Raw genomic sequence first — 26,163 nt, 5'->3', positions numbered from 1 at the left:
GCTCACCAGGCGTAACGAACGCTGCCCTTGCCGGCGTAGCTGCGGGTGACGTTCGAGAATTCGCCTTCAAACGTCGCCGCAGCCGACCAGCCGCTCGACCACCTCATCTCGAGCGCTGCGGTGGTGAGCGCGGAATCATGCGCCTGCGCCGCGCCGTTGACGACGAAGCTCGCGCCCGGCAGTGCCTGGAAGGTGGCGGCGATCGAATGATCCGGATTGAAGTCATGCGCCCAGGCCAGGCGGCCGCGCAGGCTCAGCACGCCGTCCGGCACCGCAAAGGATTTATCGGTGCGCAGGCCGAGTTCGCTGCGCGTATCGGTCACGCTCTTGGCGGAGTAGCTCAAAGCGAAGGCCGCACTGCCGGCGACGACCTGCTCGGCATAGGCCGGCAGATCGAAGGTGACGAACTGCACCGCGCCATAGGGCGTGATGCCGATCCCGCCGATCCAGGGCGCGACGTAGCGGTAGCCGCCCTCGAGGCGACCCGACCAGGCATTCGCGTTGAACTCGGCGCGCAAGCGATCGGCGCCTGCGACCGTCACCGTGCGATCGGTGGTGATGTCCTGCCAGCCATAGGACAGCGCTGCCGAGACATAGGCCGGACCGTTGTTGTGGCGCAGATAGGCGCCGGCCTGGAACAGGTCGGAGCGGCCGGAGCCGAGGCCGTTCGCGACGTTGAAGCTGGTGCCGCCGCCGGCGAGCGCGAAGCCCGCGAGCGTGTTTGGCGAGAGCAGATAGTCCACGCCGACTGCGGTGCCGGCGATGCGGCTCGTCGTATCGTTCGACCCCGTCACCGCACCGCCGACTGTTGCTTGCGCGCCGCCGAAGGCCGTCGCCCACACGCTCCAGCGCTGCTCGAAACTCTGCGGCGGCGCCTTGGTGACCATCGCGAACGCGTCGGTGCGCCTGCGCGCGGCGTAGGCGGTCGGCTCGCCATCCTCCGCCGCGAACCCTTGCGCGCCTCCGGACGAACCCGGACCGCCATTTCGCGCCGCGAAGGGATCGGTGAGAAGGCCCATGAACTGGCCCATCGCATTGAAGGTGGTCTGCTGCGAGGAGGTGCCGAGCTCACCGGAAGCCTGGGTCAGGCCCGCCGCGGTCATTCCACCATAGACGAGCGGGATGCCGCCATTTGTGTTGAAGGAGTTGACCAGCGTGTTCGCCACGGCCTGCTGGTTGCCGTTCAGGCCCGAGTTCGGCGGGGAAACGAAGGCGAGCGAGAGATTGAGATAGGCGTTGTCGGTATCCTGGCTGAGAGCGGTCGTGAAGTTCGCCGGCAAATTGGTGCTGGCGACCGTCGATGCAAAGCTGCCGGAGACGCCGCCGGCCGTGGTGAGGATGGTGTACTTCTTCTCGATGTAGCTGCCGGTGGCGAACACCGCATTCACCGTGGCGCCACCGAGTGTCGCGCTACCGCTCACGTTCGCATAAGACGCCGTCGCCGGATTGATCTGCACCAGGTACATCGCGCCCGATTGCAGCACGAGATTTCCGATAATGCCCATCGAGCTGCCCGGCGTGCCGTTGCCCGGCGCGAAGGTGCCGCCGGCGGCAATCGTCACCGCCAGCGGGTCGATGGTACCAGATCCCATCAGCACGCCGCCGGCATTCACCGTCACCGCCGAGGTGCCGGTGATCGTCCCTTCGACGTCGAGCACCCCGCCGTTCACCGTGGTCGCGCCGGTATAGCCGTTGGTGCCGAGCAGCACGGTGAGGCCGGCCGTCGTCGTCAGGCTCGCGGTGCCGCCGATGCCGTTGAGGATGCCGCCGGTCGAGGTGATGGGTGCGTTGAGACCGCCGTTCTGGAGCGTGCCGCCGTTGAGACTTACGGCGCTCTGGGTTTGCGTCGTGCCACCGAGATCGAGCGCGCCGCCGCTGTTGACCGTCGTCGATCCCGTGACGTCGCCCAATGTGCCGATGCCGCTGAGCGCAAGCGTGCCGGCGTTGACGAACGTCCCGCCGGTGTAGGTGTTGGCGCCGGTCAGCGTCAGCGTGCCGATGCCCGCCTTGGTCAGCGATCCCGTGTTGATGATCTGGCCCGACAGGGTCGCGTTGAAACCATTGGTGTCGATGGTGCCGCCGCCGGCCAGCAACGAGACCGTCCGCGCGCTGCTGAACGCGCCCGTGAAGCGCAGCGTGCCACCGTTGAAATTGATGTATTGCCCGAAGCCCAGTGTGGTCAGCGCCGCGTCACTGGCAACCGAGAGCGCCCCACCCGGCGCGACGATGACGTTCGGCCCGAGGAAAGCAGTACCGACATTGCCGATGTCAGCGATGGGAACGGAGACCGTGCCCACGATCGTGTTTGTTGTCGTATCGAGCACGTAGACCGCAGCTCCGCTCGTAACATAGACGCGGCTTCCGTCGGGCGTCACGGTCACGCCGGCGCTGGAGCCGGGCAACGTCACCCCCGCGATCACGGTATCCGTCGCCGTGTTGATCACCACGAGCTGATTGGTTTGGGTCGTCACATACAGCCGTGAGCCATCCGGGCTGACCGCAACGCTCAGGGGCGCTGCCGTGACCGGGATTGTTGCAACCACCGACTGCGACCCCGCATCGATCACGGAGACGAAACTCCCACTTTGACTGGCCACGTAAATCTTGCCGCCGTCGGGCGACACTGTGATTCCCGAAGGCGACGACCCTACGGTGACGGTGCCGATAATGGCTTTCGACGCCGTATCGACGATCGAGATATTGCCCCCGGATTCGTTTGCGACATAGATCCGGGCTCCATCCGGCGAGACAGCAACCCCGTAGGGACCCGCCCCCACCGTAATGGGTGAGCCGACCACCTGATTGGTTGCAGTCGAGACGACGGTGACTGAATTGCCTGCGTGGGATGTCACGTAGAGGCTCGCGCCATCCGGGCTGAGAGCCAGTCCAAAGGAGGAACCGGTAACCGGAATGATTGCAACGACATTTCGGCTGATAACATCGATGACGTCGACCTCGCCAGCGGCTGCGACGACGTAGGCGAAACGGCCATCAGGCGAGAACACGGCGTTCTGAGGCAATCCGCCCATTGCAACGATCGATCCGATCGTAGCATTCGTCAGGGTGTCGAATTCGATCGCCTGCCCGGGCGAGGTGTTGATCCCGGTCCAAATCCCGTAATTGTCGATTTGAGCCAAGCCGGCCGACGTCGAGCCGAGATACGGCAAGATCGCTACGGCGAGAATCCGGCAGGCCCGCGCTTTCCCGATGAGCCCGCCACCGGGCTCGCGCGATTGCGAGCGACGCAGGCTCCGCCGGCGGGCCGCAAGCCGGGAGCCCGTCCGCCCAATCGACAGGCAGGACGGCGGGCGCAATCTGGTCGTCATGAAGAGAGCCTCGGACGAAGAATCTTGCCGCGAACGAACACGCGACAACAAACAGATCGTTAGCAGACCGCCCGCGCGCACAATGTGCCTGGTGTCTCAGTCATGGATTTGGACACTCACTGATGCATGTACGGCACATCAGCGCGAATTCTGCGCGGGGCACGCAAATCCGACCGGCGGCGTTGCCCATGTCGCTTGCGCACTGATTTCCCAATGGCTACATGCCGAAGCGATGTTGGTGTGCTGCCGGTCTTCGAATATCCCGGGCGGTGCGGCCCCGTCGTAGAGTGATGCAGACGAGACGGCCGTGAACGAAAATATCCCGGCGGACATGCCTGGGCGCGGGGTGCATGCGCTAAGGCTGTTGCGCGCTATGACGGCCGACATCTGCGATGTCATTCCGCTCACCGCGGAGGACGACTTCCATGTCACCACCGTGACGATAATGACCGGCAATGCGTTGCTGGTCGATACGCGCGCGAGCGACCAGCAATATGACCGGACGCCGGCGCACATCGCCCGGGGCGCGATGGATCACTTTCAGATCGCCCTCTGCATCGAAGGCGAGATGCGGTTCAGCTCCGGTCGGCGCGAGGTGACGGTGGGGCCCGGCGACATCTGCCTGATCGACATGGCGCAACCGAACTGGACGGTGCTTCGCGGGGGCGGCGGGCGTACCCGCTTGATGGCGATCATTGTGCAACGGTCAATGCTGGCGCCGCGGCTCGCGCATCCGGATTCGGCAACAGCAACCTTGTTGCCGTCGGACCACCCTCACGCGCGCCTGCTCGCCAGCCATTACGCGGCGCTCGCGCTGCCAACCGAGCCCGAGATGGGCAGCACCGAGGCCACGATCGAAGCGATCGCCGACCTCGTTGCCGCGGTCGCCGGCGGCACGGCCGACATTACGGCAGGTGTCGAACGCGCCGAGCGGCATCTCTATCTCACGATGATCAAACGCCACATCGCCAACAATCTCGAGACCGACGCGCTCACCACGGATGAGCTATGCCGCCATTTCCAGATCTCGCGCGCGACCCTCTACCGGCTGTTCGAGGCGGATGACGGGCTGGCGCATTACGTGAGAGAGCAGCGGCTCAATCTTGCCTTTCGGCAGCTGTTGTCCCCGGCAGCGCAGGACACGCGGCTGATCGACCTCGCCGTCGGCATGCGGTTCAGCAGCGACTCCACCTTCATCCGCGCCTTCCGCCGCAAATTCGGGCTGACACCGGGCGAGCTCAGGGAGCTGGCCGATACCTGGCTCCGCGAAACCGGGGCGGTCCCGGCCATCGACACGGTGTTGCACCAACTGGCCCGCCGCCGCACATCGCAGCCGTAGGGACGGACCACTCTCGGCACGAGCATCACAGCGATCCGGCGTCGATCTCGGATTTGGCGCCGGCGCTCGAGCAGGATATGACTTCGATCACGGCCAAAGGCTCGGCCAATCCGCGAGTGCCGCTGTGACTGATGGAATCAAGCTCGTCCTCTTCGACATGGACAACGTGCTCTGCGACTACGACCGGGCGAAGCGGGTGGCCTGTCTCGCGGAGCTTGCGGGGACCAGCAGCGAATCCGTCCACAAGGCGATCTGGGACAGCGGCTTCGAGCTGCTCGGCGACTCCGGCACTCTCGATGCCGCGGACTATTTGCGAAGCTTTGGCGAACGCATCGGCTATCCGCTGTCACTCGACGAATGGGTGGAAGCGCGGCGCCGCTCGATGCGGGTCGATCACGCGATGCTGGAGATTGTCGACCGTCTGCGCAAGACCGTCGACATTGCCGTCCTGACCAACAACACGACGCTGGTCGCCGACCATATCGACACGCTGCTGCCGGAATTGCGTCCGCTGTTCGGCTCCCGGATCTACACCTCGGCCCAGTTCAAGACGGCGAAGCCGGATCCGCGCTGCTATCGCCTCTGCCTGTCGGAGCTCGGCGTGATGCCTGAGCGCGTCCTGTTCGTCGACGATCTCGCGGCCAATGTTGCCGGCGCGCGCGAGGCGGGCCTGTTCGCGCATCACCACAATTCAGTGGAAGCTTTCAAGCAGGCCCTTTCGGAGCACGGGCTGCTTCACGACAAATGAACACGCATTCCGCTTTGCGCGGCCTCAGGCGAGATGACACGCCACGAAGTGCCCGCCGGCGCCTTCCTTCAGTTCCGGCGCGCTCTCCGAACATCGCGGCTGGGCGATCGGGCAGCGGGTGTGGAAATGGCAGCCCGACGGCGGCTTCATCGGGCTCGGCACGTCGCCCTTGAGGCGTATACGCTCGCGCTTGAGTTTTGGATCAGGCACCGGCACCGCTGACAACAGCGCCCTGGTGTAGGGATGCTGCGGGTTGCGGTAGAGGTCGCTGGCTTTCGCCAGCTCGACGATGCGGCCGAGATACATCACCGCGACACGGTCGGAGATATGCTCGACCACCGAGAGGTCGTGCGCGACGAAGAGATAAGTGAGATTGAGCTCGGCCTGGAGGTCTTCGAGCAGGTTGATGACCTGGGCCTGGATCGACACGTCGAGTGCGGACACCGGCTCGTCGCAGACGATCAATTTGGGTTCGACCGCGAGCGCCCGCGCGATCACGATGCGCTGGCGCTGGCCGCCGGAGAATTCGTGCGGGTAGCGGCGCATGTGCTCGGCCTTGAGCCCGACCTTCACGAGCAGGCTGGCGACGCGCTCCTCACGCTCCTTGGCGGATGAACCAAGCTTATGAATAATAAGGGCCTCACCGAGGATGGTGCCGACCGTCATGCGCGGATTGAGCGAGGCGAACGGGTCCTGGAACACCAGCTGCATGTTCCGCCGCATCGCGCGCAAATCATTGCCGCCGAGCTTGCGCACGTCCTGGCCGTCGAAAGTGACCTCGCCGTCGGTCGGCTCGATCAGGCGCAGCACGCAGCGGCCCGTCGTCGACTTGCCGCAGCCGGATTCACCGACGAGACCGAGCGTCTCGCCGCGGTTGACCGAGAACGACACGCCGTCGACCGCATAGACGCTGCCGACCTGGCGCGACAGCAGGCCGCCGAGTACGGGGAAATGTTTCTTCAGGCCGCTAACGCGGAGCAAGGGTTCGCTCATGACGCGGCTCCCAGAATCGTATCTCCCAGGTGACAGGCCATGCGATGGCCGGGCGCGATTTCGCGCAACAGCGGCTCCTTGTCCGTGCAGACGCTCATGGCATGACGGCAACGTGGAGCAAAACGGCAGCCGACCGGCGGATTGATCAGGATCGGTACCGAGCCGGGGATCGACTCCAGTCGCACCTTGTGCTCGGCAGCGAGATCGATGCGGGGAATCGAACGGATCAGACCCTGCGTATAGGGATGGCCCGGATCGGCGAAGAGCGCGTCGACATCAGCCTCCTCCACTACCTTGCCGGCATACATCACGACGACGTGCTGCGCGGTCTCGGCGACGACGCCCATGGCATGGGTGATCAACATCACCGCCATGCCGAAGCGTTCCTTCATGTCCTGCAAGAGGTCGAGGATCTGCGCCTGGATGGTGACATCGAGTGCCGTGGTGGGCTCGTCGGCGATGATCAGCTTCGGCTTGCAGGCGAGCGCCATCGCGATCATCACGCGTTGGCGCATGCCGCCGGAGAACTGGTGCGGATAGTTGTGGACGCGGCCTTCGGCGTTCGGGATCTGCACCAGCTTGAGCATGTCGATGGTGCGCTCGAGCGCCTGCTTCCTGGTGACGTTCTCATGGCGGCGCAGGCTTTCGGCGATCTGCTCGCCGATGGTGAGCACCGGATTGAGCGAGGTCATCGGCTCCTGGAAGATGAAGCCGATCTCCTTGGCGCGGATCTCGTCGAGCTGATTGCTCGTCAACGGCACGAGATCGCGGCCTTCGAAGATGATCTGTCCTGCCGCGATGCGGCCCGGCGGCATCGCGATCAGCTTCAGGATCGACATCGCCGTGACAGTCTTGCCGCAGCCGGATTCACCGACGACGCAGAGCGTCTCGCCGCGGTTGATGGAGATATCGACGCCGTCGACGGCCTGCAAAATGCCGTCGTCGGTGGAGAAATGGGTTTTCAGCCCTTTGATTTCGAGGAGCGGCGCCATCAGATCACCCGTCGCGCATCAAGCGCGTCACGCAAGCCGTCGCCGATGAAGTTGATGGCGACCACAGCGATGAAGATCGCGCCGCCCGGAAACAGCGCCCAGTGCGGGCCGATATCGAGAAAATCCTTGGCGTCGTACAGCAGCCGCCCCCAGGTCGGAGTGTCCGGCGGAAAGCCCAGGCCCAGGAACGACAGCGTCGATTCCGCGATGATGGCGGCGGCGACGTCGATGGTGCCGGCGATGATCACCGGTCCGAGCGCGTTGGGCAGGATGTGCTTCACCACCTGCCGCACCGGGCTTGCACCCAGCGCACGGGCAGCTTCGACGAACTCTTTTTCGCGGATCGACAGGAACTGCGCGCGGACAAGGCGTGCCACCGGCATCCAGCGCAAGCCGCCGATGACGAGCACGATCAGGACGAAGATGCCGCCTTCCGGACCAAACGCCTGCTTCAGCCCATCGCGGAACAGATAGATCAGCAGCAGTAGCAACGGCAGTTGCGGTAGCGACAGGAACAAATCGGTGAGCCACATCAGGCCGTGGCCGAGCGCACCCCGCGACATCCCGGCAAGCGAGCCGATCAGCGTCCCGACGAACACCGAGACCAGCATCGCGGCGAGCCCGACCGCGAGCGAGATGCGCCCGCCATAGATCATGCGCGCCAGAATATCCTGGCCGAGATCGTCGGTGCCGAAGGGATGGGCGAGCGACGGCCCCTGCAGGCCCGCCACGATATCGATGTCGTCGATCTTGACCCGCCAGATGAAGGGGCCGACCACCACCGCCAGGATCAGAATGAGGAGCAGGAACGCACTGACCACGGCAAGCTTGTGACGGCTATAGCGCCGCCACGTCTCGCGCCAGGGCGAGTAGGTGCGCCGCTCAGCGGAGGGAGATGCGAGGGTCAAGCCAGCCATACAGGACGTCCGCGATGAGATTGAACAGGACCACGAGGCACGCAAAGACGAAGGTGACGGCCATCACCACCGGCGTGTCGTTGGACAGGATGGAGGTGATCAGCAGCGAGCCGATGCCGGGGATACGGAAGATCTGCTCGGTGACGATGGCGCCGCCGAACACGGCGGGCATCTGCAGCGCGATCAGCGTCACCACCGGGATCATGGCGTTGCGCATCACGTGCTTGACGATCACCGTGGCCTGGCCGAGGCCCTTGGCACGCGCCGTCGTGACGTAGTCGAGCCGGATCACGTCCAGCATCGCCGAGCGCACGAAACGGGTCATCGACGCCGCCTGGAACAGGCCGAGCACCGCCACCGGCATGATTGCCTGCCGGATCATCTCGAGCACCCAGCGGATGCCGGTGCCCTTGATGTCGGTGGTGTAGACGAAGGGCAGCCAGTCCAGCGTGACCGAGAAGATCAGGATGAACAGGATTCCGGTGAAGAAGGTCGGCAGCGAGAAACCGACGAAGGCAAGCGTGTTCGCGACCTGGTCGAACAGCGAATAGGGCTTCGTCGCGGCATAGACGCCGACGGGTATCGCGATCAGCAGCGCCAGGATCTGCGCCGAGCCGATCACATAGAGCGTGGCCGGCAGGCGCTGAAGGATCAGCGTGTCGACGTTCATCCGGCTGACGAAGGAGAAACCCCAGTCACCGTGCACCATGGCGTTGAGCCAGTGCACGTAACGGAGATAGATCGGATCGTCGAGGCCGAACTTGGCGCGAAGGGCGGCCTGCACTTCGGGCGGGACGTTCGGATTGGTCGCCAGTTCCGAGAACGGATCGCCAGGGGCGAGCGCCAGCACGAAAAACAGGACGGCCGAGATCCCGAGCAAGCTCGGGATCGCGATCATCAGACGACGCAGGATATATTGACTCATGAGGGAAGGACCCCGGCTAGAATTGGGGGATCATTCCTCGCGGTACCAGTCGAACAGATTGTCGGTTTCGTTGGCCCAGCCCGAGATCACCGGACGCAGCGTGTTGGCGGCGGCCTCGACCTTGAGGCGATGCATCACGGTGATAAACACCGTGTCCTCCCACATCAGGTCGTTAGCCTTGACGTAGAGCGCCGCGCGCTTGATCGGATCCATCTCCCTATCCGCCGCATTGATCGCGGCGTCATAGTCCTTGTTGACCCAGCGTGGGAAGTTGGTGCCCTGCCACTTGTTCTCCTTGCTCGCCACCAGGGTCGAGAGATAGCGGCGCATATGCTGCGACGGATCCGGCTGGCTCAGCGGGATCTGGAACATCTCGATGTCGGCGTAGAACTTGGGGTAGGTGTCGGGGTTGGCGACGTCGGACGAGAAGAACACGGAGGCGACCACCGACTTCAGCTCGACGTCGATGCCGGCCTTCTGGCAGGCCTGCTTGACGATGGCCTGAGTCTTCTGGCGCGGACCGTTGATCGAGGTCTGATAGACGATCTTCAGCTTCTTGCCGTCCTTCTCGCGAATGCCGTCTGCACCGGGCTTCCAGCCGGCGTCATCGAGCATCTTCGAGGCCTTCTCGATCGAGAACTCCCAGGTGGTGTTCTTGGATACGAACTTCTCGGGACCATTGAGGAAGTTCGCGCTGGTGCGGCCGGCGCGGCCGTAGATCGCCTTCTTGACGGACTCGCGATCGACCAGCAGCGACAGGGCCTTGCGCACGGCTGGATCGGAAAACAGCGGATGCTTGGTCTTGATCGAGGACTTCTCGCCATCGACCTCGACGTTGGGATCGGTGAAGTTGAGCGCGATGAACTCGGTGTCGCCGCCGGTGGCGTAGACGGTCCTGCCCTTGCCGCCCTTCTCGAGGCGCAGCAGCACGTCGTCCTCGACCTGGATGTTCCATCCGAAATCATATTCGCCGGTCTGGATCACCGCGCGCGCCGCCGAGACAGCGTCGCCGCCGCCCTTCATCTCGATCGAATCGAAATGCGGACGGTTCGCCATGTGATAGTCGGGGTTGATCACGCCGCGGATGAGATCGCCCGGCTTGAACTCGAGGAACTTGTAGGGGCCGGTGCCGACGGGCGCGAGGTTGGCCGGTGCGTCGCGGGATTTCGCGCCGATGTAATCGGCGAACAGATGCTTCGGCAGGATCTGGCCGGCGCCGGCGCCGACGAACGCATCGGCCCAAAACGGGGTCGGCTGCGGGAAGGTGATCTTGACGGTGAGATCGTCGATCTTATCGACCTTGAGGTCGCGATAGGTCGCGATCGTGACGGCCGCGGTGGCCGGGTCCTTGGCGTATTGCCAGGTGAACACGACGTCATCGGCCGAGAACGGCTTGCCGTCGTGCCATTTCACGCCGGGCTTCAGTTTCCACGTCACCGATGTGCCGTCGGCGGCGAGCAGGCCGTTCTGGACCGAGGGGGTTTCGGCCGCCAGAACCAGCTTCATGTTGCCGTCCGGATCCCAGCAGGCGAGCGGTTCATAGAACAGGCGCGATCCGTCCTGGTCCTTGGTGCCGGTGGCGAAATGCGGATTGAGCAGAGTCGGGCCCTGCCACCACAGCAGCTTCAGCGCACCGCCGCCGCCACGCTTGGTCGGCTTGTAGGTCTGGACACCTTCCGCCATGGCGACGCCGCCAAGCGCGAGGATCTGGTTGGCGAGGGGTGCGGTGAGACCGACGGCAGCCAGGCGCTGGATGAAGGCACGGCGATCCATCCGCCCGCCCTTCACGTCACCGATCATCGAACGCAGTTCTTTATCCAGCATGGTTGTCCCCCGTCTGGTTCCCGTATGGATGCAGGCGACCGCGAGGCGGCCGCCGGGTTTTGTTCGGCAGTAGATGGCACACTGAATAGGCCGCCCGTCAACTGCGACCGTGTGTATGCAAACGGTGTTCTGGCTGTCCGTTGGGCAAAACCGCGTTCCGCAGCCCAAGCGTTCGGCAATCCGGCGTCAAAACGCGCCGAAATCCACGTTGCACTGCGGAAAATTTGTTCGCCGGATCAGACGAAGTATCGAGACGGAATTCTACACCACGGACATATTCAGCGGCGGCGCGACGTGGTCCGGCAGCGGACAGACATAAGGTGTCTTGGCCGTCCGCCTCGCAAGGTCCGCCTTCGCTGCTTTGATCAGCTCCGGATCCGTCAAGGCCTTGATGCCGATACCGGCCATCGCCTTGGCCGCCTGCACCATCGCCTTGTGGGCGTGTCCGCTCTTGCCCTGCGCCACCACCTGCCAGGTGTGGAACGGCGTACCGATTGCAACCGTCGGTGCGTGAACCTGCACGGTCGGCACCACCCAGCTCACATCGCCCACATCGGTCGAGCCGACCTGCGGGTTACGCTTGGCATCGAGCGGCACCAGGAAGTCGGCCAGCGGCCGATCGGTCGGCTCCATGCCGATCGCATAATAGACCGCGGCGATGTCCTTGTCGGTCAACGTCGCGCGGATCTGGGTCGCGAAGTTCTTGTCGGCGTCGTCGAAATGCGGCGGGCCGAGCTCTTCCATGACCCGGTGCAGCGCCTGCTCCAGGGGAGCATTGGGCAGGATGTTGGAGACCGCGGAAATGATCTTCATCTCCATCTTGGTCTCGGTCATCAGGGCTGCGCCCTGCGCAATCTTGTTCACGCGCCCGACCAGCTCGTTCATGCCGGGCAGGTCGCGGGCGCGGATCGAATAGCGCACCCGCGCGTGGGCCTGCACCACGTTCGGCGCGATGCCGCCGGTATCGAGCACCGCGTAGTGGACGCGAGCGTCGCTCGGCATGTGCTCGCGCATATAGTTCACGCCGACATTCATCAGCTCCACCGCGTCGAGCGCGGAACGGCCGAGATGCGGCGAGGCCGCCGCATGCGAGGTGCGGCCGGTGAAGATGAAATCGGCGCGCGTGTTCGCGAGGGACGGCGTCACCGCCACCTCCCATAGGCTGCTCGGGTGCCAGGTGATCGCGATGTCGGCATCCTCGAACGAGCCGGAGCGGACCATGAATGCTTTTGCCGCGCCGCCTTCTTCCGCCGGGCAGCCGTAATAGCGCACGCGGCCCGGCACCTTGTTCTCGGCAAGCCAGTCCTTCATCGCGGTTGCGGCGAGCAGCGCGGCAGAGCCGAGCAGATTGTGACCGCAGCCATGGCCATGGCCGCCGGTCTCGACCGGCCGGTGCTCGGCGACGCCCGCCTCCTGGCTGAGGCCCGGCAGCGCGTCATATTCACCCATGTAGGCGATGACCGGACCGCCCTCGCCCCATTCGCCCATCACAGCAGTCGGAATGCCCGCCACCTTCTCGGTGATGCGGAAACCCTGGTGGCGCAATTCGGCGAGATGCTCGGCGGCGGAGCGTGCTTCGGTATAGCACACTTCGGGCATGCCCCAGACCTTGTCGCTGAGGTCGATGAAACGCGCCTTGATCGTGTCGACGCCACGCCAGATGTCGCTGCGGTTGTCCATGCTTCGGTCCGTGATCCCTTGGTCAAACGAAGCGGCAATGGTTAGCAGCTTCATTGCAGCCCGCCTAGCACCTCGCCGGACAGCAGCCATGCGGTCGGTGCCGGCCGAATTCAGCGGCAGCTTGCCGCCTATGCAGGCGTTCCCATGCCTTTCCAAGATTTCATACGCCGCTCTCCGGAATAGTTGGGGAACGAGGCTTTCAAGACGGCCTCCTACGGCCTAAATTATCGGTGCTTCGCGCCTCGTTCCGCTAGCCACAGCGGGGCGACGCACTCAGCCAGGAGAACTCCATGCCCGCCCTGACCGAATGGAGAGTGCCGCCGGCCAACCAGCCGCGTGCGAGCGATTACGGTTTCGATCTCGACCGTGCGCTCGCATCCGTCGTCGGCCTGCACGCCATCATCCCGCCGGACGCCTTCAGCGCCGAGACGCTGGGCACCGAACGCGCCGGCAACGGCGTCGTGATCGACGACGGACTGGTGCTCACCATCGGTTATCTCATCACCGAGGCGCAATCTGTATGGTTGCACCTCGCCGACGGGCGCGTCGTCGAAGGGCATGCCCTCGGTTTTGATTCCGTCACCGGCTTTGGCCTGGTGCAGGCGCTCGGTCATCTCGACGTCGAGCCCTTGCCGCTCGGCAACTCGGCGGAAACAAAGATCGGCGACCGCGTCGTGGTCGGCGGCGCCGGCGGGCGCACGCGCTCGGTCGCAAGCCAGATCGTGGCCAAGCAGGAATTCGCCGGCTATTGGGAGTACCTGCTGGACGAGGCCGTCTTCACCCATCCCGCGCATCCGAACTGGGGCGGCACGGCGCTTCTCAACGCGCGCGGCGAGCTAATCGGTATCGGCTCGCTCCAGCTGGAGCGCGAACGCGAACGCAAGGCCGAGCACGTCAACATGATCGTGCCGATCGACCTGTTGAAGCCGATCCTCGACGATTTGCGCAAGTTCGGCCGCGTCAACAAGCCGTCGCGCCCGTGGCTCGGGCTCTTTTCGACGGAGATCGACAACCGCGTGGTGGTGATCGGGATCTCCGCCAACGGCCCGGCCGCCCGCGCCGAGCTCAAGACCGGCGACGTCATCCTGGCGGTGGACGGCGAGAAGGTCACGAGCCAGACCGGCTTCTACAAGAAGATGTGGGGGCTCGGTGCTGCCGGCGTCGACGTACCGCTGACCGTGCATCATGAAGGCGTCACCTTCGACGTCACGGTGACCTCGACCGATCGCTTCAAGCTGCTCAAGGCGCCGAAGCTGCACTGACACCACCGAACTGACGCTAGGGAAGCGGCGATGACCGAGGCCGTCGTTGACGACATCGTGACGGTGCTGCCGCCGCTGCTGAACGCGCTGGAAGCGCTCGGCTTCTTCGCCCGGCATCTGCATCCGCCGGCCTTCGCATCGGTGATGAATGCGATCGGCGCGCCGGACGAGGCGCTACAAGCCGCACGCGCAGCGATCGGCGAATGGCCCGAACAATTCGCCGGCTTGCGCAGCCGGCTCGACGGTGCCTGCAACGAGACGCTCGCCGCCTTTGCCGGCATTCGCGAGGTCGAGCGCGGCAATGGCGATCTCGTCGCCGTGTTCCGCGCGCTGCGCCACGTCCCGCGCGCGCAGGAGGCACTCTATCCGCTGGCCGTGCAGTTTCCACCCGTGAGCAGCTTCTTTCTCAACGCCGCCAATCGCGAGAACGCGGATCTGCTGGCCCGACTGGGAACGGGCGCGAGCGAAGATACCGGCATCTTCCACGACCACAACGAGCCCGGCAGCCGCGGCGGCTTCTCGGTCTATGTCCCCGAATATTATTCGCCCGATCGCGCCATGCCGCTGGTGATGGCGCTGCATGGCGGCAGCGGCAACGGCCGCGGCTTCCTGTGGAGCTGGCTGCGCGATGCCCGCAGTTTTGGTGCGATCCTGGTGGCACCGACTGCGACCGGTCCGACCTGGGCGCTGATGGGCGATGACGCCGACACGCCGAACCTGATGCGCATCCTCGAAACCGTGCGCAGCCGCTGGACGGTCGATACCTCGCGCATGCTGCTAACCGGCATGAGCGATGGCGGCACCTTCAGCTATGTCTCCGGCCTCGACGGCGCCTCGCCCTTCACGCATCTCGCGCCGGTGTCGGCGACCTTCCATCCGCTGATGGCGGAGATGGCGGATGCCGCGCGCCTCAAGGGCCTGCCCATCTTCATCACTCACGGCAAGCTCGACTGGATGTTTCCGGTGCAGACCGCGCGGCAAACACAAGCTGCGCTCTCCGCCGCCGGCGCCGACGTCATTTATCGCGAGATCGACGATCTCAGCCACACCTATCCGCGCGAGATCAACGCGGAGCTGCTGGCGTGGCTGAATGGAAAATGAACAACCTGTCCTTAGATGCGCCGCATGGCCGCGGAACCATCGCGCCGTGCCGACGTTATCAGCCGTCACCGGAGGTTCGCGATGCAGACTTTTTTTGGAATGATCTTGGGTGCGCTGCTGCTCGGCTGCGGCGTGTATGTCTATGACTCCATGCAGACGTCCTCAGTCGCCAACGGCGAGGTCGCGACCGCCAATCGCACCATCGTGAACTGGGATGTCGCGAAGGCCGACTGGAATGCGCTGCAAGATCGCGCGCACAAGGACTGGGTCCGGATTTCGTCGAAATAATTTCGACCGGCCAAACATGAACAAGGCGCCGTCGCGGGTCCGCGGCGGCGCCTTCGTGCTGAGCACGATGGAGGCGGTTGGCGTCAGTTCATCTTGGCTTTGCGGGCGTCCGCAATGACCTGCTCAAACTCGGCCATGCTGAGCACGCCGGGCACGCGGTACTTGCCGACGATGAACGACGGCGTGCCGCGGAAGCCGAAGGCTTCGGCCTGCTCGTTGTTGCGCTTGAGGACCGCGTCGATGTCCTTGGCATGGTCGGTGAGATCGCGCTTCAGCCGGTCCATGTCGACGCCGGCAGCCGCGAGCAGCTCGTCGATACGCGGCTCGGTCAGGCGCGAGCTGACGCCCATCATGGCGTCATGGGCCTTGTGGTACTTGTCCTGATATTTCGCCGCGAGCGCGATCCGGGCCGCCGTGACCGACACCGGCCCGAGGACCGGCCAGTCCTTCATCACCAGCCGCACCTTGCCGTCGTCCTGGATGACCTGGCGCAGCTCGGGCTCGAGCTTGCGGCAATAGGGACAATTGTAGTCGGACCATTCGATGATGCTGATGTTGCCGTCGGGATTGCCGGCGACGGGAACGTCGGGGTCTCGCAGCACCTTGGCTTCGGTCAGCACTTCGTCATCGTCGGTGGCGGCGCGTGCCAGGGTGATCCCGCCCGCGGCGAAGGCACCCGCCCCGATCAGCGTCAGTGCGGCGCGCCGCGTCGGCACAAGGCCCTTCTTCAGAAATACAGTCATATCTCGTCCCGTTTCGGTCCCATCTCCCGCAAAATACGGATCGGGACTGCGAATTGTTACCGACCATATAGAGTGTCGCCGCCGCAATGTCATCGCACCAGCAGCGTGACCGCCAGCGGGACCAGGAACGAGGTCACCAAAGCATTCAGGCTCATGGCGATACCGGAAAAGACCCCGGCGATCTCGTCGACCTGAAACGCCCTGGCAGTCCCTATGCCGTGCGCCGCAAGACCGGCGGCAAAGCCGCGCGCGCGGTAATCGGTGACGCCGGTCCGGTTCATCAGCGGCGTCACGATAATCGCGCCCATGATGCCGGTGAGGATAACGGAGACCGCCGCCAGCGAGGGATCGGCGTGCAGGGATTCGGCGATGCCCATGGCAACACCGGCCGTGACCGATTTCGGCGCCAGCGACAGGACCACTTCGCGCGGAAGCCCGGCGAACTCGGCCAGCAGCACCACCGACACCACAGCCGTGACCGATCCGGCAACAAGGGCCACCAGCATCGGCACGATGGATGACACCACGCGCTTGCGGTTCTCGTAGAGCGGAACGGCGAGCGCGACCGTCGCAGGCCCCAACAGGAAATGCACGAACTGCGCGCCGGCGAAATAGGTCGTGTAGGAGGTGCCGGTCAGAAGCAGGAACGCACCGATGATCCACATCGCATGCAGCACAGGATTGGCGAACGGATGCCGCCGCGTCGCCAGCGACACCGCATCCGTGCCGGCATAGACCAGCAGCGTCACGGTCAGCCAGAGCAGCGGTGACTGCGAGAGATAGACCCAGAGCGAGAACGGATTGTCCTTCATCGCGCGTCCTGTTGTTTCAACAGGCGGCTGACGAGGCGGAAGGTCAGCACGGTCGCGAGCAGCGTGACCACCACCGAGAGCGCCAGCACCAGGACGATGGCGATGCCGTGGGATGCGAGCAGGTCGAGCTTCTGCACGACGCCGACGCCCGCCGGCACGAACAGCAGCGACAGATGCGCCAGCAGGCCCTTGCTCGCCGTCTCGACGCCATCGTTGCGCAAGGGCCCACGCGCGAGCAGCGAAAAACGGTCGCGGGCAAGCAGCAGGATCAGGAGCAACAGCAGACCGAGTACGGGACCCGGCAGCGGCAGGCCGAGACCGTGCACGACCACTTCGCCGATCAACTGGCAGAGCAAAATGAGACCAAGACTTCCGAGCATGACCGCCGCATCAAGGAATGCGACGGCAGGCTTGTCAATCGGCGCGCATCGCGGGGGACGTGCGCGGCGCCTGCGGAGCCTCACGTGGCAGCATCGTCATCAACGTTCCGGTCATGGTGGCGATCAGCCTGGTCTTGCCCTCGTGCTCGGCAAAGGCCCTGGCCTCGCAGAAGGTCAGCGTCCGGCCCGGCTTGACGACTTCGGCCTTGAAGACGAAGCGCTCGCCCTGGGCGGGTGCGAGCAGCGTGGTCTTGAATTCGACGGTGAGGATGTCGGCCTCGCGCGGCATCAGGGTGAAGGCGGCAACGCCGCAGGCGTTGTCGAGCCCGGCCGTGATGATGCCGGCATGGAGAAAACCGTTCTGCTGCGTGAATTGAGGCGAATGCAGCATCGCCAGCTCGGCCTCGCCCGGCGCAAGGCGGACGATCACGATACCGAGCGCGTGCATCGCCGGCTGGCGATCGAACATGGCAACGGCCGCCGCACGATAACCCGGATTCTTCGGCTCGAACGGGGGCACGGCTCAGGCCTCGGCCCGCTCAGTGCGATGCCTCAAGGCGGTTTGGCGGATGGCATCGGCGAACGGCGCGGACTTTCGCAGCTCACGGTCCATGTGCACGCCCGAGATTTCGCACTGCCACGGATAGACCGTGCCGCGATAGGTCGCCTCCTGCTCCATCGCCGTTCTCCCTGCCCTTTCGATTTTTGATACGGTAGCGTATCAGGGCCTCGCCGCGCTAGCAATACGGCACCGTATCAAGAACCGGTGAGGCTTCCTTCATGAGCGACGGCAAGGGCGATGTCTGGGTCGAGGCAGGGTTTACCGAGCTCGCGCGCTCAGGGGTCGAGGGGGTGCGGGTCGAGGTGCTGGCCAAAAATCTCGGCGTCACCAAGGGCGGCTTCTACCGCCGCTTCGCCGACCGCGCCGCGCTGCTCGAGGCCATGCTGGAACGCTGGCGGGAGGGACGCGCAGCGTCAATCGCGCAGCAGACGAGCCTCGACGGCGAGGCGCCCCGCGAGCGGCTGAAGGCGATGATCCAGCTGTATTCCGAGCGGCTGAATCCGGAAGGCATGGCGATCGAGCTCGCGATCCGGCAATGGGCCCGCTCGGACCAGAACGCGGCGGCGGCGGTGGCGAGCGTGGATGCGGCGCGGCTTAGGCACGTCGCCGAGCTCTATCGCGCGACCGGCCTCGAGGCCGAGGAGGCCGATGCACAGGCCTTCCTGTTCTACTGCTTCATCTTCGGACAGAGCCTGCTGTTCGTCGAGCGCGGTCCGCGCAAACGGTCGCAGCTCGTGGCGAAATCGGCCGAGAAGCTGTTGGGCTAAATAAAATGGCCGGAGCTTTGCTCCGGCCATCGCATCATGTCGAAGCTCAGGCGGCGCCCTTCAGCTTCTTGTTGCATTCGCTGTAATAGCCGCCGCCCTTCTCGATCCACTTCATGCCGCCATTGCCATTGGTGGTCTTGTTGGCGTTGTACTGGTCGACGCAGGTGTGGAGGCGGGCCTTGCCGGCGGTCTCCTTGGCGTATTTCGCATCGACCGCGTTCGGGAAGACCGCGTTGCCCATCGGCATGGTCGGCATCGTCGAGGCCGGCGCAGCGGCAGGGGCCGCCTCCTTCTTCGCGGCGGCCTTCGGCTCGGCGGGAGCGGCAGGCGCGGCCGGAGCAGCAACGACCGGTGCAGCAGCGGGCGTCGCGTCCGCACCGCACTGGGCCTTGCGGAAGTCATTCCACTTCGTGGCGCCGAGCGAACCGTCCTTCTTGGCGGCCTGATATTTCGCGCTGCACTCCTGCGAGGTCAAAGCCTGGGCCGGCGCGGCCGCCACCAGCGCGGCAAATCCCGACACCGCAACGGCACACAACAATTTTGATTGAATGGTCATCCTTGGTCTCCTCCTTGGTCTTCCCCCGGGGGAAGTGAACCGAGGACTGCTATCCTAGCGCGCCGGCGAGTTGCGACAAGGAAGCGATGGCACCCGCCGCCAAAATATAGTGATCCCCCCTGTTCAGATTATTCATGTCGCGTTCAGCAACACGAGCCGACGTTCCCAACCCTTCGCCATTCTCTCAAGAAGAGTGCAACACCATGACCTTCACGTCTCGCCTCGCCGCCATCGCCCTCGCCTCCCTGCTCGCCACCGGCACCGCCTTCGGCCAGGCCGCCGCGCCGGCGGCCAAGACCGACGCCAAGACCACGACCGCCGCCCCCACCGACAAGAAGGCGCCGAAGGAGCACTCGGCCGAGTCGCTCGAATGCTCCAAGCAGGCCGACGCCAAGGGCCTGCACGGCAAGGAGCGCAAGAAATTCCGCTCGGAGTGCGTCAAGAGCGCGAAGGCCGGCATGGCTGCTCCCGCTCCGGCCGCCGCCGACAAGAAGTAGCCGCGGACATTTTGGGCTTCATCCTCCTCCGGACGCAGGGGAGGATGAAGCCCATGTGTTTTTGGCCCTCGCTACTTGGCTCAAATGCTGGTTCACTTATGATCAGAGGGAACCAGATCACTGTCGTGGCGGTGAACTGCTTCAGGGCCCCGCGCTCGGCGGCAAGCGCGGTTACGAATTGAACAGGTACGGGCCAAGGGGTCGAATGAGCGGATGGAAGAGGGTTCGCCTGCTTGGTCTTGTTGTCGCAGTGAGTGTCGCCGGGCCAGCAGACGCGCAGGTCGAACCAAACTCTCGTTCCCTTGCGCAGGAATGTTCAAAGCAGGCCGATGCTCGTGGACTGCACGGCCCCGAACGAAGGGCATTTCGCAGTAGCTGCAAGACCGAAGCCACGGCGCCGTCCACGCAAGCGGTGACGCCCTCGAAGCAGGACACAGCCTCGACGAAACACGAGAGCCGACCGCCCCGACAGGGGCAGCTTCCTGCCGATCCGCAGATCTCGGCCGCACCGCTGCCGCCGAAGGCGCCTGCAGCCCCGGCGAACGGCGCGGCGCTCGACACTCCCCGGCAGAAAGAATCCGAACATCGCGTCGCACTGGTGCTGGGTAATTCCAGATACAGAAATGTTCCCTCGTTGCCCAATCCCGAGCGTGACGCTGCCGAGGTTGCCAACGCGCTCAGGGCGACGGGCTTCGAGAACGTCACGCTGCGGACCAACCTCGACCGCGATCAACTCATTCAGGCGCTTCGCGCTTTTGCCACACAGGCCGAGAGGGCCGACTGGTCCGTGATCTATTATGCAGGTCACGGCATAGAAATTGGCGGGACCAACTACCTGATTCCCGTCGACGCGACGATCAGTTCGGATCGCGACATGTCTTTCGAAGCAATCGCGCTCGATCAGGTCCTCAACGTTGCGGAACGGGCCAAGAAGTTGCGGCTGGTCGTTCTGGATGCATGCCGGGACAACCCGTTCGCCGCCCGCATGAAGCGAACATTGTCCGTCGCGTCGCGTTCGGTCTCCCGCGGGCTGGCGCCAATCGAACCCGACGCCGGGACGCTGGTCGTGTTCGCGGCCAAGGACGGCGAAGTGGCGCTTGATGGAGACGGCGCCCACAGCCCGTTCGCCACGGCGTTCATCAAGGATATTCGCGTGCCGGGACTCGAGGTCCGGCGGCTGTTCGATACGGTCCGCGACGACGTGATCGAGATGACCGGCGGCAAGCAGAAGCCGTTCAGCTACGGCTCCGTGTCCGGCCGACAGGATTTCTATTTCGTTCAGAAATAGTCGGGACGCATTGCGGCATGACGAGCCTGCAATTGTGCGCCTCTCGCTGATTTGCAATAAGGTGGTGTGAAGCAGATCGCCGCCTCCCTGCCGTTCGAATTGCCAAGCCGTGCCAATATCTTGAGCACGGTGGAGACACTCGTCATCGGCACCGCCGGAGGCCTGATATTTCTGCTTGCGGGCCTTCCCGGCGGGCTGATCTCGGGCTCGATGATCGCGGTCGGGATCGCCGCGATCGCCGGGCGCAAGTTGATGCTGCCGCCGATCCTGACCCAGACCGTACTGGTGCTGCTCGGCATCTCGCTGGGCTCGGTCGTCTCGCGCCATCTGCTTCAACAGGTCAGCGCCTATCCCCTCACCATCGGGCTGCTTGCGCTCGCCACCTTCTGCTCGACCTTCGGCTCGAGCTACTATCTCCAACGGATCCATGGCTGGGACCGCACCTCGGCCTTCCTCGCCGGCAGTCCCGGCGCGCTGTCCCAGATCACGATCCTGGCGGTCGAGCGCGGCGCCGACCTGCCGGGGATCGCCGTGGTGCAGACCATGCGCGTCATCATCCTCACTGCGGCACTACCGATGGTGCTGGCCATCGCGGGCGTGGCGCCTTCCGTGGCACCGTCGTTGACAACGGCGATCGCCTCGCCGCTCGACCTCGTCGAGCTGGTTGCGGCCTCACTCGCTGCGGCGCTCGTGCTGCGGCTGATCAAATTTCCCGCGAGCTGGATGTTCGGCGCGATGATCGGCTCCAGCGTGCTGCATGGGGCGGGCTGGGTCGATGGCGGCCTGCCGAACTGGGTGCGCGGCGTGGCGCTGATCGGCATCGGCGCCCTGATCGGCAGCCGTTTTGCACGGATGCGGATCAAGACGCTCGCCGGCCACATCAATGCGGCGCTGGGCTCGTTTGCCGTGGCGATAGTCGTCTCCGGCATCTTCGTCGCGATCGTGGCGCTCACCACGCAGGTGAAGTTTTCAGACACCGTCGTCGCCTTCGCCCCGGGCGCGATGGACGCGATGCTGGCGCTGGCGCTGACGCTGCACATCGACCCAATCTTCGTCGGCGCCCATCATCTGTCACGCTTCGTGTTCGTGACGATCGCGACGCCAGGCATCGTGCACCTGTTCGGGCGCACGCAGGACGATGTGGACGATTAAGCCTTAGCGCTTCGCCGTCGCCACAAATCCCCACGCGGCGATCGCGGTCATCAACAGCGAGATCAGCACGTTGTAGCCGGCGAGCGAAAGGCCGAGGAAACGCCACTGCACCTCGTCGCAACGCACCACCTTCACGGTGTCGAGCTTCGATAGCAGATCGGCGGCGGAGCCGAGATTGACGACGGGACCGGAGCAATCGGTCGGGCCCTTCCACAAACCCCATTCGACGCCGGAATGGTAGGTGCCGAGCCCGGCATTGGCGAGCGCCGCCAGCGCGAGGATCGCGAGCCCCGCGAGCAGCAGCGGCCGCGGCATGCCACCTCGCGCCGCGATTGCGACGAGCAAGCCGAGCGGAATCGCGAGATAATAGGCGTAGCGCTGCTCCAGGCACAGCGGACAGGGCACGATCCCGAGCACGAGCTGGAAGAACCAGGCGCCCGCGATGGTCGCAGCCGCAATCAGCGTGACGAGAAGTGCGGCGGTCAGCGCGGGGCTGGCAGCCGCCGGTTTGAACGCAGGTAGTGCGGCACTCTGGGTCGTCACGGCAGCCTCCGGTGGGTTGCTTTCTTAAGCCTCTAACCCCGGCCGATGCGGCTGTCGAGAACGGCTGGGATCACTTTGGCGCGGGTTGACCCCGCTTTGTCCATGGCTATAGTCCGCCGGCTTCGCAAGGCCCCTGTTGAGGGGACCGACCGAGGGCCCCTGTGGCGGAATTGGTAGACGCGCTCGACTCAAAATCGAGTTCCGCAAGGAGTGCTGGTTCGATTCCGGCCAGGGGCACCAGCCTTCGCTGCTTCGCAGCTACGGCTGGGCGGGCCGAGCGCCGCGCCATCGAAGCGAAGCTGCGAAGGCTGTCCCGCCGAAGCCTTGGCGAAGGCGGACTGGTTCAACGAAGATCGCTCCCCCACCACTGGCAATCGTCATATCCCTCCTGTATAAACCGGCAGCTTCTTCCGTAACTCGAAGGAGCTCACATGAACGACCTGCACGCATGGCTTTCGCAACAGCACCACGGCTTCCGGACATTCCAGCAAAAGCTCGAGACCCTCGGCCGCGACGATCCCGCCCAGCGCGGCCTTTGCCGCCTGCTCAGCGGTCTCATCGGCAGCTATATCGAGACTTTTGACGAAGCCCCGCTGCCGGTGGAAATCGCCGATGGCGCCTATCACCGCCTGCTGACGCTGGTTGAGAGTATCGATCTGAACGCCGACGCCAACCGGCGTCTCCAAGATATCAACCGCGTCGCGGAGAGCCAGCTCTGGCAGTGAAAGGCGGCGCGGCCGTCGCCATCGCACCGGCTTGATCACACAAGACGCGTGTAGGTCGTATTCATCGCGTAGTCCTTGCCCGGGCCCGACGCCACATGACGGACGACGAACGTGCCATCCGGCAGGAACATGTAGGCCGACTGATAGTCGTCGCGCTTGCAGAGATGGCCCGCGCGTCCGCTCAGCGCTCCTCCGGAAGACGCGGACAGTGAGATCTCGTGAAACAGCCGCGGTGGATCTTCCTTGAAGAAGACCTTGAACCCTTCGTCGCTGTTGCTGAAGAAATATTCGCGTTCGGCTTGCACAATGGTGCCGTTCGCAAGCTTCAGATATCCCTGCTCGCGATAGGCCAGCCGCCCCCTGTCCAGTGGCGTGAAGATCGCAATACCCTGCATCGTGGCCTGGCCTTCAATGACCCGGTTGAGGGACCACGAGCCAATCAGCTTTTTCGTGACTTCCGAGGCGTCACCCCAGCTATCGATCGTGGCTTCGTTCATATCTTCAGGCCTGCGCATTAACCGACCGGTCCAGCCTTACAGGACCGGCAGCTGAGAGTTCGACTTCAGCGAGCCGATACCTATATCCTACCGCAACGGATGGTGATGCAGCGAGCAGCTTTGATGGCCAGGAGACGCACGACGGAAGCTGACGCCGACGACCTCCCCCGCTATTTCGTCTGGGTCCGGGGCCTCGAAGGCCCCGAGCCGCAAAAATGGATGGCGATGGATTTCGGCGTCGGCGACTGGAAGCGGCCGCTCGTGCTGGCCTTTCTCGAATTGCCGGACGGCGAGCGGCATTTACCGCTGTCAGCGCTGGCGCGGCGTTATCCGCCGCCGCGGGTCGATGTTTTGTAGGGTGCGCCCCCCTCACTTCCCCCGCGCCGCGGTCGGCGTCAGCCCGAACCGCCTGCGGAAACAGCGGTTGAAATAAGAGAGATCGTTGAAGCCGCAGGCAAAGGCGATGTCGCTGATGCGGCCTTCGCGGTGCGCGAGCAGGTCGGCGGCCTTGCGCAGGCGGAGTTCGTTGAGGCGCGTGGTGAAGCTGGCGCCAGCCTCGAACAGCAGCTCGTTGACGTAGCGTTCGGACAGACCGACGGCGGCGGCGAGCTTCTGCGCGGAAAAATCCGGCTCGTGGAAGCGCATCTCCAGGACCGACAGCACGGCCTTGAGCCGCACCGCGCGCAGGCCCCGGCGCTGCGCGGCGGCGGCGATATCGCTGCGGGCGCCGAGACCGATCGCGGCGAGGTCGAGCAAATGGGTGGCGATCGCCATGCCGGCCTCGTCGGCGGCAGCGGGATGGCGCAGCAGGAGATCGCTGTAATCCATCGCCAGCGACAGCGCGCCGCCGGGCTCGAGCTCGCAGCCGACGAGGTCGTCGACATCGGGGACCATCGCCCGCAGCGTATCGACCGGCAGATGCACGTTGGTGAAGCGCTTTTGGCTGGCGCCGTCGGCGGCGAAGAATGGCTCGTCCAGCTTGAGCAGCACTATCGACCCCGGCCGCATGGTGAATTCTCGGCCGCGATGGATCACTTGTGAAGTGCGATCACCAGTGTTGCGCGCGAGGCAAAAACGATCGTCGCCGGTCTCGATCACCTGGCGCTTCTCACGCCGCACCGTGACGAAGCTGCCGTCGCAGCGTCCGAGCATGGTGGTCCCGACATGGATCGAATTCATCGTGGCGCGAAACGGCACGTCGGAGGCTGGATCCAGCTCGCCGGTGTTGGAGAAATGCTCGAACAATTCAGCGAAGTGGATGAAGCGCTGCCGGTCGGACAAGTCCTGCGGCAGCATGTCGGTCGAGAGCGCTTTCCTGATGACGGACATCGAAAGAACTTCCAAGAAAGACTTTGTCGAAAAAATCGCGCACAAAACCTGCCGAACTTCGTAGGCCGGTGTCCCTAGGCTATCAGCACGCCAACGTGAATCAAGCTGCGCCGGTCAGTCCAAGTGGCCGCGTTTCCAGCGCCGAACAGTCCAAGACGGCCCACACGCGCCCACCCTATTCAAATAGCGGATGCGATATCCCGCCACAGACGGGACTGCATCCGGGCAACCGGGCGGCCCCAGCCTGACGCCCGCTGGAGGAGACAATCACATGCGAACCTCTCTACCCCGCAGCCTCGTACTCGGCGGCGCCATCGCGACCAGCCTCTGCATCGGTTACGCGCTGGGCGCGCAGCCGCACATGGACGAAGCCGTTGCGATCCTGCAATCGGCCCGCGCCGAGCTCGGCAAGGCTGAGCCGAACAAAGGCGGTCATCGCGAGAGAGCGATGGGGCTGATCGACCAGGCAATCGCAGAAGTGCGCGCCGGCATCGCATTCGCCGCCGGCCATTGAAGCAACGGCATTCGGGAGAACAAGACATGATGCGCACATTGTTTGCCGTAGCCTTCGCGCTCGGCGCGATCACGGGCTCGGCCCAGGCCATGCCGCTGGCGCCGTTCGGTGCGGGCGCGAATGGCGACGTCATCGCGGTCGCTGGCGGCTGCGGCGACGGCTGGCACCGTGGCCCCAATGGCGGCTGCCTCAGGAACTTCGCCAACCCGGCCGCGCATGCCTGCCCGCGCGGTTACCATATCGGTCCCGGCGGCGCGTGCCGCGGCAATGGCAGGTAGGAGCTGAGCACTCCGCCTCTCCCCGCACGCCGCAGGGCTGTCCGGGGAAACTCAGCCGTAGCAGAACTCGATCTGGCCGGGGATTTTGCAGGATTGGCGGCGGCTGGGGTTGATGGGCGGGGGCT

The 26,163-nt window shown here is 64.7% G+C and carries 29 protein-coding genes and 1 tRNA gene; 14 read left to right on the top strand and 16 right to left on the bottom strand.

Annotated elements, in window-relative coordinates; genetic code table 11:
• Positions 1 to 2: 2 nt before the first annotated feature.
• Positions 3 to 3,326: an autotransporter domain-containing protein gene (locus tag BMW89_RS30940; RefSeq protein WP_092033239.1), complete on the bottom strand. Its 3,324-nt coding sequence runs from the start codon at positions 3,324 to 3,326 to the stop codon at positions 3 to 5.
• Positions 3,327 to 3,633: 307 nt separating this feature from the next.
• Here BMW89_RS30940 and BMW89_RS30935 point away from each other — a divergent pair, with 307 nt between their 5' ends.
• Positions 3,634 to 4,665: a helix-turn-helix domain-containing protein gene (locus tag BMW89_RS30935; protein WP_092033235.1), complete on the top strand. Its 1,032-nt coding sequence runs from the start codon at positions 3,634 to 3,636 to the stop codon at positions 4,663 to 4,665.
• A gap of 157 nt (positions 4,666 to 4,822) precedes the next feature.
• The gene (locus tag BMW89_RS30930) at positions 4,823 to 5,413 is read left to right on the top strand and encodes an HAD family hydrolase (protein WP_092033738.1); all 591 of its coding nucleotides are present in this window, start codon (positions 4,823 to 4,825) and stop codon (positions 5,411 to 5,413) included.
• A gap of 24 nt (positions 5,414 to 5,437) precedes the next feature.
• On the opposite strand, the gene BMW89_RS30925 is transcribed toward BMW89_RS30930, so the two are convergent.
• The 6 genes from BMW89_RS30925 to BMW89_RS30900 form a co-directional block, all read right to left on the bottom strand.
• Positions 5,438 to 6,406, bottom strand: coding sequence for an ABC transporter ATP-binding protein (locus BMW89_RS30925; protein WP_092033231.1), 969 nt, complete (start codon positions 6,404 to 6,406; stop codon positions 5,438 to 5,440).
• Positions 6,403 to 7,398 (bottom strand): ABC transporter ATP-binding protein, encoded by a 996-nt coding sequence (locus BMW89_RS30920; protein WP_092033227.1) that lies wholly within the window; start codon positions 7,396 to 7,398, stop codon positions 6,403 to 6,405. Before BMW89_RS30920 ends, BMW89_RS30925 begins: the two co-directional genes overlap by 4 nt.
• Positions 7,398 to 8,315 (bottom strand): ABC transporter permease, encoded by a 918-nt coding sequence (locus tag BMW89_RS30915; protein ID WP_092033223.1) that lies wholly within the window; start codon positions 8,313 to 8,315, stop codon positions 7,398 to 7,400. The genes BMW89_RS30920 and BMW89_RS30915 overlap by 1 nt, the downstream gene beginning before the upstream one ends.
• Positions 8,281 to 9,240 (bottom strand): ABC transporter permease, encoded by a 960-nt coding sequence (locus BMW89_RS30910; protein WP_092033219.1) that lies wholly within the window; start codon positions 9,238 to 9,240, stop codon positions 8,281 to 8,283. Before BMW89_RS30910 ends, BMW89_RS30915 begins: the two co-directional genes overlap by 35 nt.
• A 30-nt stretch (positions 9,241 to 9,270) precedes the next feature.
• The gene (locus BMW89_RS30905) at positions 9,271 to 11,064 is read right to left on the bottom strand and encodes a peptide ABC transporter substrate-binding protein (RefSeq protein WP_092033215.1); all 1,794 of its coding nucleotides are present in this window, start codon (positions 11,062 to 11,064) and stop codon (positions 9,271 to 9,273) included.
• Positions 11,065 to 11,325: 261 nt separating this feature from the next.
• Positions 11,326 to 12,744 (bottom strand): M20 family metallopeptidase, encoded by a 1,419-nt coding sequence (locus BMW89_RS30900; RefSeq protein WP_177196445.1) that lies wholly within the window; start codon positions 12,742 to 12,744, stop codon positions 11,326 to 11,328.
• Between the two features lie 290 nt (positions 12,745 to 13,034).
• On the opposite strand from BMW89_RS30900, the gene BMW89_RS30895 reads away from it, so the two are divergent.
• From BMW89_RS30895 to BMW89_RS30885, 3 genes are all read left to right on the top strand, one after another.
• Positions 13,035 to 14,006 (top strand): S1C family serine protease, encoded by a 972-nt coding sequence (locus BMW89_RS30895; RefSeq protein WP_092033210.1) that lies wholly within the window; start codon positions 13,035 to 13,037, stop codon positions 14,004 to 14,006.
• Positions 14,007 to 14,036: 30 nt separating this feature from the next.
• Positions 14,037 to 15,107, top strand: a complete 1,071-nt coding sequence (locus BMW89_RS30890) for a carboxylesterase family protein (RefSeq protein ID WP_092033206.1) — start codon at positions 14,037 to 14,039, stop codon at positions 15,105 to 15,107.
• 81 nt (positions 15,108 to 15,188) lie between these two features.
• The gene (locus tag BMW89_RS30885; RefSeq protein ID WP_045005422.1) at positions 15,189 to 15,395 is read left to right on the top strand and encodes a hypothetical protein; all 207 of its coding nucleotides are present in this window, start codon (positions 15,189 to 15,191) and stop codon (positions 15,393 to 15,395) included.
• 83 nt (positions 15,396 to 15,478) lie between these two features.
• Here BMW89_RS30885 and BMW89_RS30880 read toward each other — a convergent pair whose 3' ends face one another.
• From BMW89_RS30880 to BMW89_RS38175, 5 genes are all read right to left on the bottom strand, one after another.
• Positions 15,479 to 16,138: a DsbA family protein gene (locus BMW89_RS30880; protein ID WP_177196444.1), complete on the bottom strand. Its 660-nt coding sequence runs from the start codon at positions 16,136 to 16,138 to the stop codon at positions 15,479 to 15,481.
• Between the two features lie 89 nt (positions 16,139 to 16,227).
• Positions 16,228 to 16,950, bottom strand: coding sequence for an LrgB family protein (locus tag BMW89_RS30875; RefSeq protein ID WP_092033197.1), 723 nt, complete (start codon positions 16,948 to 16,950; stop codon positions 16,228 to 16,230).
• A complete protein-coding gene (locus BMW89_RS30870) occupies positions 16,947 to 17,330 on the bottom strand; it encodes a CidA/LrgA family protein (protein ID WP_092033192.1) in 384 nt (127 codons plus the stop codon). The genes BMW89_RS30875 and BMW89_RS30870 overlap by 4 nt, the downstream gene beginning before the upstream one ends.
• A gap of 34 nt (positions 17,331 to 17,364) precedes the next feature.
• On the bottom strand, positions 17,365 to 17,850 hold the full coding sequence (locus BMW89_RS30865; protein ID WP_092033187.1) for a PaaI family thioesterase: 486 nt from the start codon (positions 17,848 to 17,850) through the stop codon (positions 17,365 to 17,367).
• Positions 17,851 to 17,853: 3 nt separating this feature from the next.
• Positions 17,854 to 18,009, bottom strand: coding sequence for a hypothetical protein (locus BMW89_RS38175; protein WP_177196443.1), 156 nt, complete (start codon positions 18,007 to 18,009; stop codon positions 17,854 to 17,856).
• 101 nt (positions 18,010 to 18,110) lie between these two features.
• On the opposite strand from BMW89_RS38175, the gene BMW89_RS30860 reads away from it, so the two are divergent.
• Positions 18,111 to 18,659, top strand: a complete 549-nt coding sequence (locus tag BMW89_RS30860; RefSeq protein ID WP_092033183.1) for a TetR/AcrR family transcriptional regulator — start codon at positions 18,111 to 18,113, stop codon at positions 18,657 to 18,659.
• 46 nt (positions 18,660 to 18,705) lie between these two features.
• On the opposite strand, the gene BMW89_RS30855 is transcribed toward BMW89_RS30860, so the two are convergent.
• Positions 18,706 to 19,215, bottom strand: coding sequence for a hypothetical protein (locus BMW89_RS30855; RefSeq protein WP_092033179.1), 510 nt, complete (start codon positions 19,213 to 19,215; stop codon positions 18,706 to 18,708).
• 203 nt (positions 19,216 to 19,418) lie between these two features.
• On the opposite strand from BMW89_RS30855, the gene BMW89_RS30850 reads away from it, so the two are divergent.
• The 3 genes from BMW89_RS30850 (at position 19,419) to BMW89_RS30840 (ending at position 22,152) form a co-directional block, all read left to right on the top strand.
• Entirely contained in the window at positions 19,419 to 19,712 is a 294-nt protein-coding gene (locus BMW89_RS30850) for a PsiF family protein (protein ID WP_092033174.1), read from the top strand.
• 205 nt (positions 19,713 to 19,917) lie between these two features.
• The gene (locus tag BMW89_RS30845) at positions 19,918 to 21,000 is read left to right on the top strand and encodes a caspase family protein (protein WP_092033171.1); all 1,083 of its coding nucleotides are present in this window, start codon (positions 19,918 to 19,920) and stop codon (positions 20,998 to 21,000) included.
• A 66-nt stretch (positions 21,001 to 21,066) separates the two neighbouring features.
• A complete protein-coding gene (locus BMW89_RS30840; RefSeq protein ID WP_092033166.1) occupies positions 21,067 to 22,152 on the top strand; it encodes an AbrB family transcriptional regulator in 1,086 nt (361 codons plus the stop codon).
• A gap of 3 nt (positions 22,153 to 22,155) precedes the next feature.
• On the opposite strand, the gene BMW89_RS30835 is transcribed toward BMW89_RS30840, so the two are convergent.
• On the bottom strand, positions 22,156 to 22,695 hold the full coding sequence (locus BMW89_RS30835; protein ID WP_092033163.1) for a disulfide bond formation protein B: 540 nt from the start codon (positions 22,693 to 22,695) through the stop codon (positions 22,156 to 22,158).
• A gap of 155 nt (positions 22,696 to 22,850) precedes the next feature.
• Here BMW89_RS30835 and BMW89_RS30830 point away from each other — a divergent pair.
• Positions 22,851 to 22,935 (top strand) — tRNA-Leu (locus BMW89_RS30830).
• A gap of 191 nt (positions 22,936 to 23,126) precedes the next feature.
• Positions 23,127 to 23,420 carry a hypothetical protein gene (locus BMW89_RS30825; protein WP_092033158.1) on the top strand — a complete coding sequence of 98 codons (294 nt, stop codon included), beginning with the start codon at positions 23,127 to 23,129 and terminating at the stop codon, positions 23,418 to 23,420.
• 35 nt (positions 23,421 to 23,455) lie between these two features.
• Here the strand turns inward: BMW89_RS30825 and BMW89_RS30820 are convergent, their stop codons facing one another.
• A complete protein-coding gene (locus BMW89_RS30820) occupies positions 23,456 to 23,917 on the bottom strand; it encodes a DUF6314 family protein (RefSeq protein ID WP_092033155.1) in 462 nt (153 codons plus the stop codon).
• Positions 23,918 to 24,040: 123 nt separating this feature from the next.
• Here BMW89_RS30820 and BMW89_RS30815 point away from each other — a divergent pair, with 123 nt between their 5' ends.
• Positions 24,041 to 24,274 (top strand): hypothetical protein, encoded by a 234-nt coding sequence (locus tag BMW89_RS30815; RefSeq protein ID WP_092033730.1) that lies wholly within the window; start codon positions 24,041 to 24,043, stop codon positions 24,272 to 24,274.
• A gap of 12 nt (positions 24,275 to 24,286) precedes the next feature.
• Here BMW89_RS30815 and BMW89_RS30810 read toward each other — a convergent pair whose 3' ends face one another.
• Entirely contained in the window at positions 24,287 to 25,246 is a 960-nt protein-coding gene (locus BMW89_RS30810; RefSeq protein WP_092033150.1) for an AraC family transcriptional regulator, read from the bottom strand.
• 271 nt (positions 25,247 to 25,517) lie between these two features.
• On the opposite strand from BMW89_RS30810, the gene BMW89_RS30805 reads away from it, so the two are divergent.
• Both BMW89_RS30805 and BMW89_RS30800 read left to right on the top strand, forming a co-directional pair.
• On the top strand, positions 25,518 to 25,760 hold the full coding sequence (locus BMW89_RS30805) for a hypothetical protein (protein ID WP_092033145.1): 243 nt from the start codon (positions 25,518 to 25,520) through the stop codon (positions 25,758 to 25,760).
• 26 nt (positions 25,761 to 25,786) lie between these two features.
• Complete coding sequence (locus BMW89_RS30800) at positions 25,787 to 26,038, top strand: GCG_CRPN prefix-to-repeats domain-containing protein (RefSeq protein WP_092033141.1); 252 nt, start codon at positions 25,787 to 25,789, stop codon at positions 26,036 to 26,038.
• Positions 26,039 to 26,163 lie beyond the last annotated feature (125 nt).

Source organism: Bradyrhizobium sp. OK095, from assembly GCF_900109945.1.
Lineage (GTDB): Bacteria > Pseudomonadota > Alphaproteobacteria > Rhizobiales > Xanthobacteraceae > Bradyrhizobium.
Note: the sequence above shows the minus strand (reverse complement) of the source record. Positions and strands in the feature narration are given on the sequence as shown.

What these genes read in the sequence shown, in the direction of transcription:
- BMW89_RS30900 (WP_177196445.1), bottom strand. Translation starts at nt 12,744, where the DNA reads ATGGACAACCGCAGCGACATCTGGCGTGGCGTCGACACGATCAAGGCG.
- BMW89_RS38175 (WP_177196443.1), bottom strand. Translation starts at nt 18,009, where the DNA reads ATGGAGCAGGAGGCGACCTATCGCGGCACGGTCTATCCGTGGCAGTGC.
- BMW89_RS30825 (WP_092033158.1), top strand. Translation starts at nt 23,127, where the DNA reads ATGAACGACCTGCACGCATGGCTTTCGCAACAGCACCACGGCTTCCGG.
- BMW89_RS30810 (WP_092033150.1), bottom strand. Translation starts at nt 25,246, where the DNA reads ATGTCCGTCATCAGGAAAGCGCTCTCGACCGACATGCTGCCGCAGGAC.
- BMW89_RS30890 (WP_092033206.1), top strand. Translation starts at nt 14,037, where the DNA reads ATGACCGAGGCCGTCGTTGACGACATCGTGACGGTGCTGCCGCCGCTG.
- BMW89_RS30910 (WP_092033219.1), bottom strand. Translation starts at nt 9,240, where the DNA reads ATGAGTCAATATATCCTGCGTCGTCTGATGATCGCGATCCCGAGCTTG.
- BMW89_RS30850 (WP_092033174.1), top strand. Translation starts at nt 19,419, where the DNA reads ATGACCTTCACGTCTCGCCTCGCCGCCATCGCCCTCGCCTCCCTGCTC.
- BMW89_RS30800 (WP_092033141.1), top strand. Translation starts at nt 25,787, where the DNA reads ATGATGCGCACATTGTTTGCCGTAGCCTTCGCGCTCGGCGCGATCACG.
- BMW89_RS30895 (WP_092033210.1), top strand. Translation starts at nt 13,035, where the DNA reads ATGCCCGCCCTGACCGAATGGAGAGTGCCGCCGGCCAACCAGCCGCGT.
- BMW89_RS30845 (WP_092033171.1), top strand. Translation starts at nt 19,918, where the DNA reads ATGAGCGGATGGAAGAGGGTTCGCCTGCTTGGTCTTGTTGTCGCAGTG.
- BMW89_RS30820 (WP_092033155.1), bottom strand. Translation starts at nt 23,917, where the DNA reads ATGAACGAAGCCACGATCGATAGCTGGGGTGACGCCTCGGAAGTCACG.
- BMW89_RS30860 (WP_092033183.1), top strand. Translation starts at nt 18,111, where the DNA reads ATGAGCGACGGCAAGGGCGATGTCTGGGTCGAGGCAGGGTTTACCGAG.
- BMW89_RS30875 (WP_092033197.1), bottom strand. Translation starts at nt 16,950, where the DNA reads ATGAAGGACAATCCGTTCTCGCTCTGGGTCTATCTCTCGCAGTCACCG.
- BMW89_RS30915 (WP_092033223.1), bottom strand. Translation starts at nt 8,315, where the DNA reads ATGGCTGGCTTGACCCTCGCATCTCCCTCCGCTGAGCGGCGCACCTAC.
- BMW89_RS30905 (WP_092033215.1), bottom strand. Translation starts at nt 11,064, where the DNA reads ATGCTGGATAAAGAACTGCGTTCGATGATCGGTGACGTGAAGGGCGGG.
- BMW89_RS30925 (WP_092033231.1), bottom strand. Translation starts at nt 6,406, where the DNA reads ATGAGCGAACCCTTGCTCCGCGTTAGCGGCCTGAAGAAACATTTCCCC.
- BMW89_RS30815 (WP_092033730.1), top strand. Translation starts at nt 24,041, where the DNA reads ATGGCCAGGAGACGCACGACGGAAGCTGACGCCGACGACCTCCCCCGC.
- BMW89_RS30855 (WP_092033179.1), bottom strand. Translation starts at nt 19,215, where the DNA reads ATGACCATTCAATCAAAATTGTTGTGTGCCGTTGCGGTGTCGGGATTT.
- BMW89_RS30870 (WP_092033192.1), bottom strand. Translation starts at nt 17,330, where the DNA reads ATGCTCGGAAGTCTTGGTCTCATTTTGCTCTGCCAGTTGATCGGCGAA.
- BMW89_RS30880 (WP_177196444.1), bottom strand. Translation starts at nt 16,138, where the DNA reads ATGACTGTATTTCTGAAGAAGGGCCTTGTGCCGACGCGGCGCGCCGCA.
- BMW89_RS30885 (WP_045005422.1), top strand. Translation starts at nt 15,189, where the DNA reads ATGCAGACTTTTTTTGGAATGATCTTGGGTGCGCTGCTGCTCGGCTGC.
- BMW89_RS30940 (WP_092033239.1), bottom strand. Translation starts at nt 3,326, where the DNA reads ATGACGACCAGATTGCGCCCGCCGTCCTGCCTGTCGATTGGGCGGACG.
- BMW89_RS30930 (WP_092033738.1), top strand. Translation starts at nt 4,823, where the DNA reads ATGGACAACGTGCTCTGCGACTACGACCGGGCGAAGCGGGTGGCCTGT.
- BMW89_RS30920 (WP_092033227.1), bottom strand. Translation starts at nt 7,398, where the DNA reads ATGGCGCCGCTCCTCGAAATCAAAGGGCTGAAAACCCATTTCTCCACC.
- BMW89_RS30805 (WP_092033145.1), top strand. Translation starts at nt 25,518, where the DNA reads ATGCGAACCTCTCTACCCCGCAGCCTCGTACTCGGCGGCGCCATCGCG.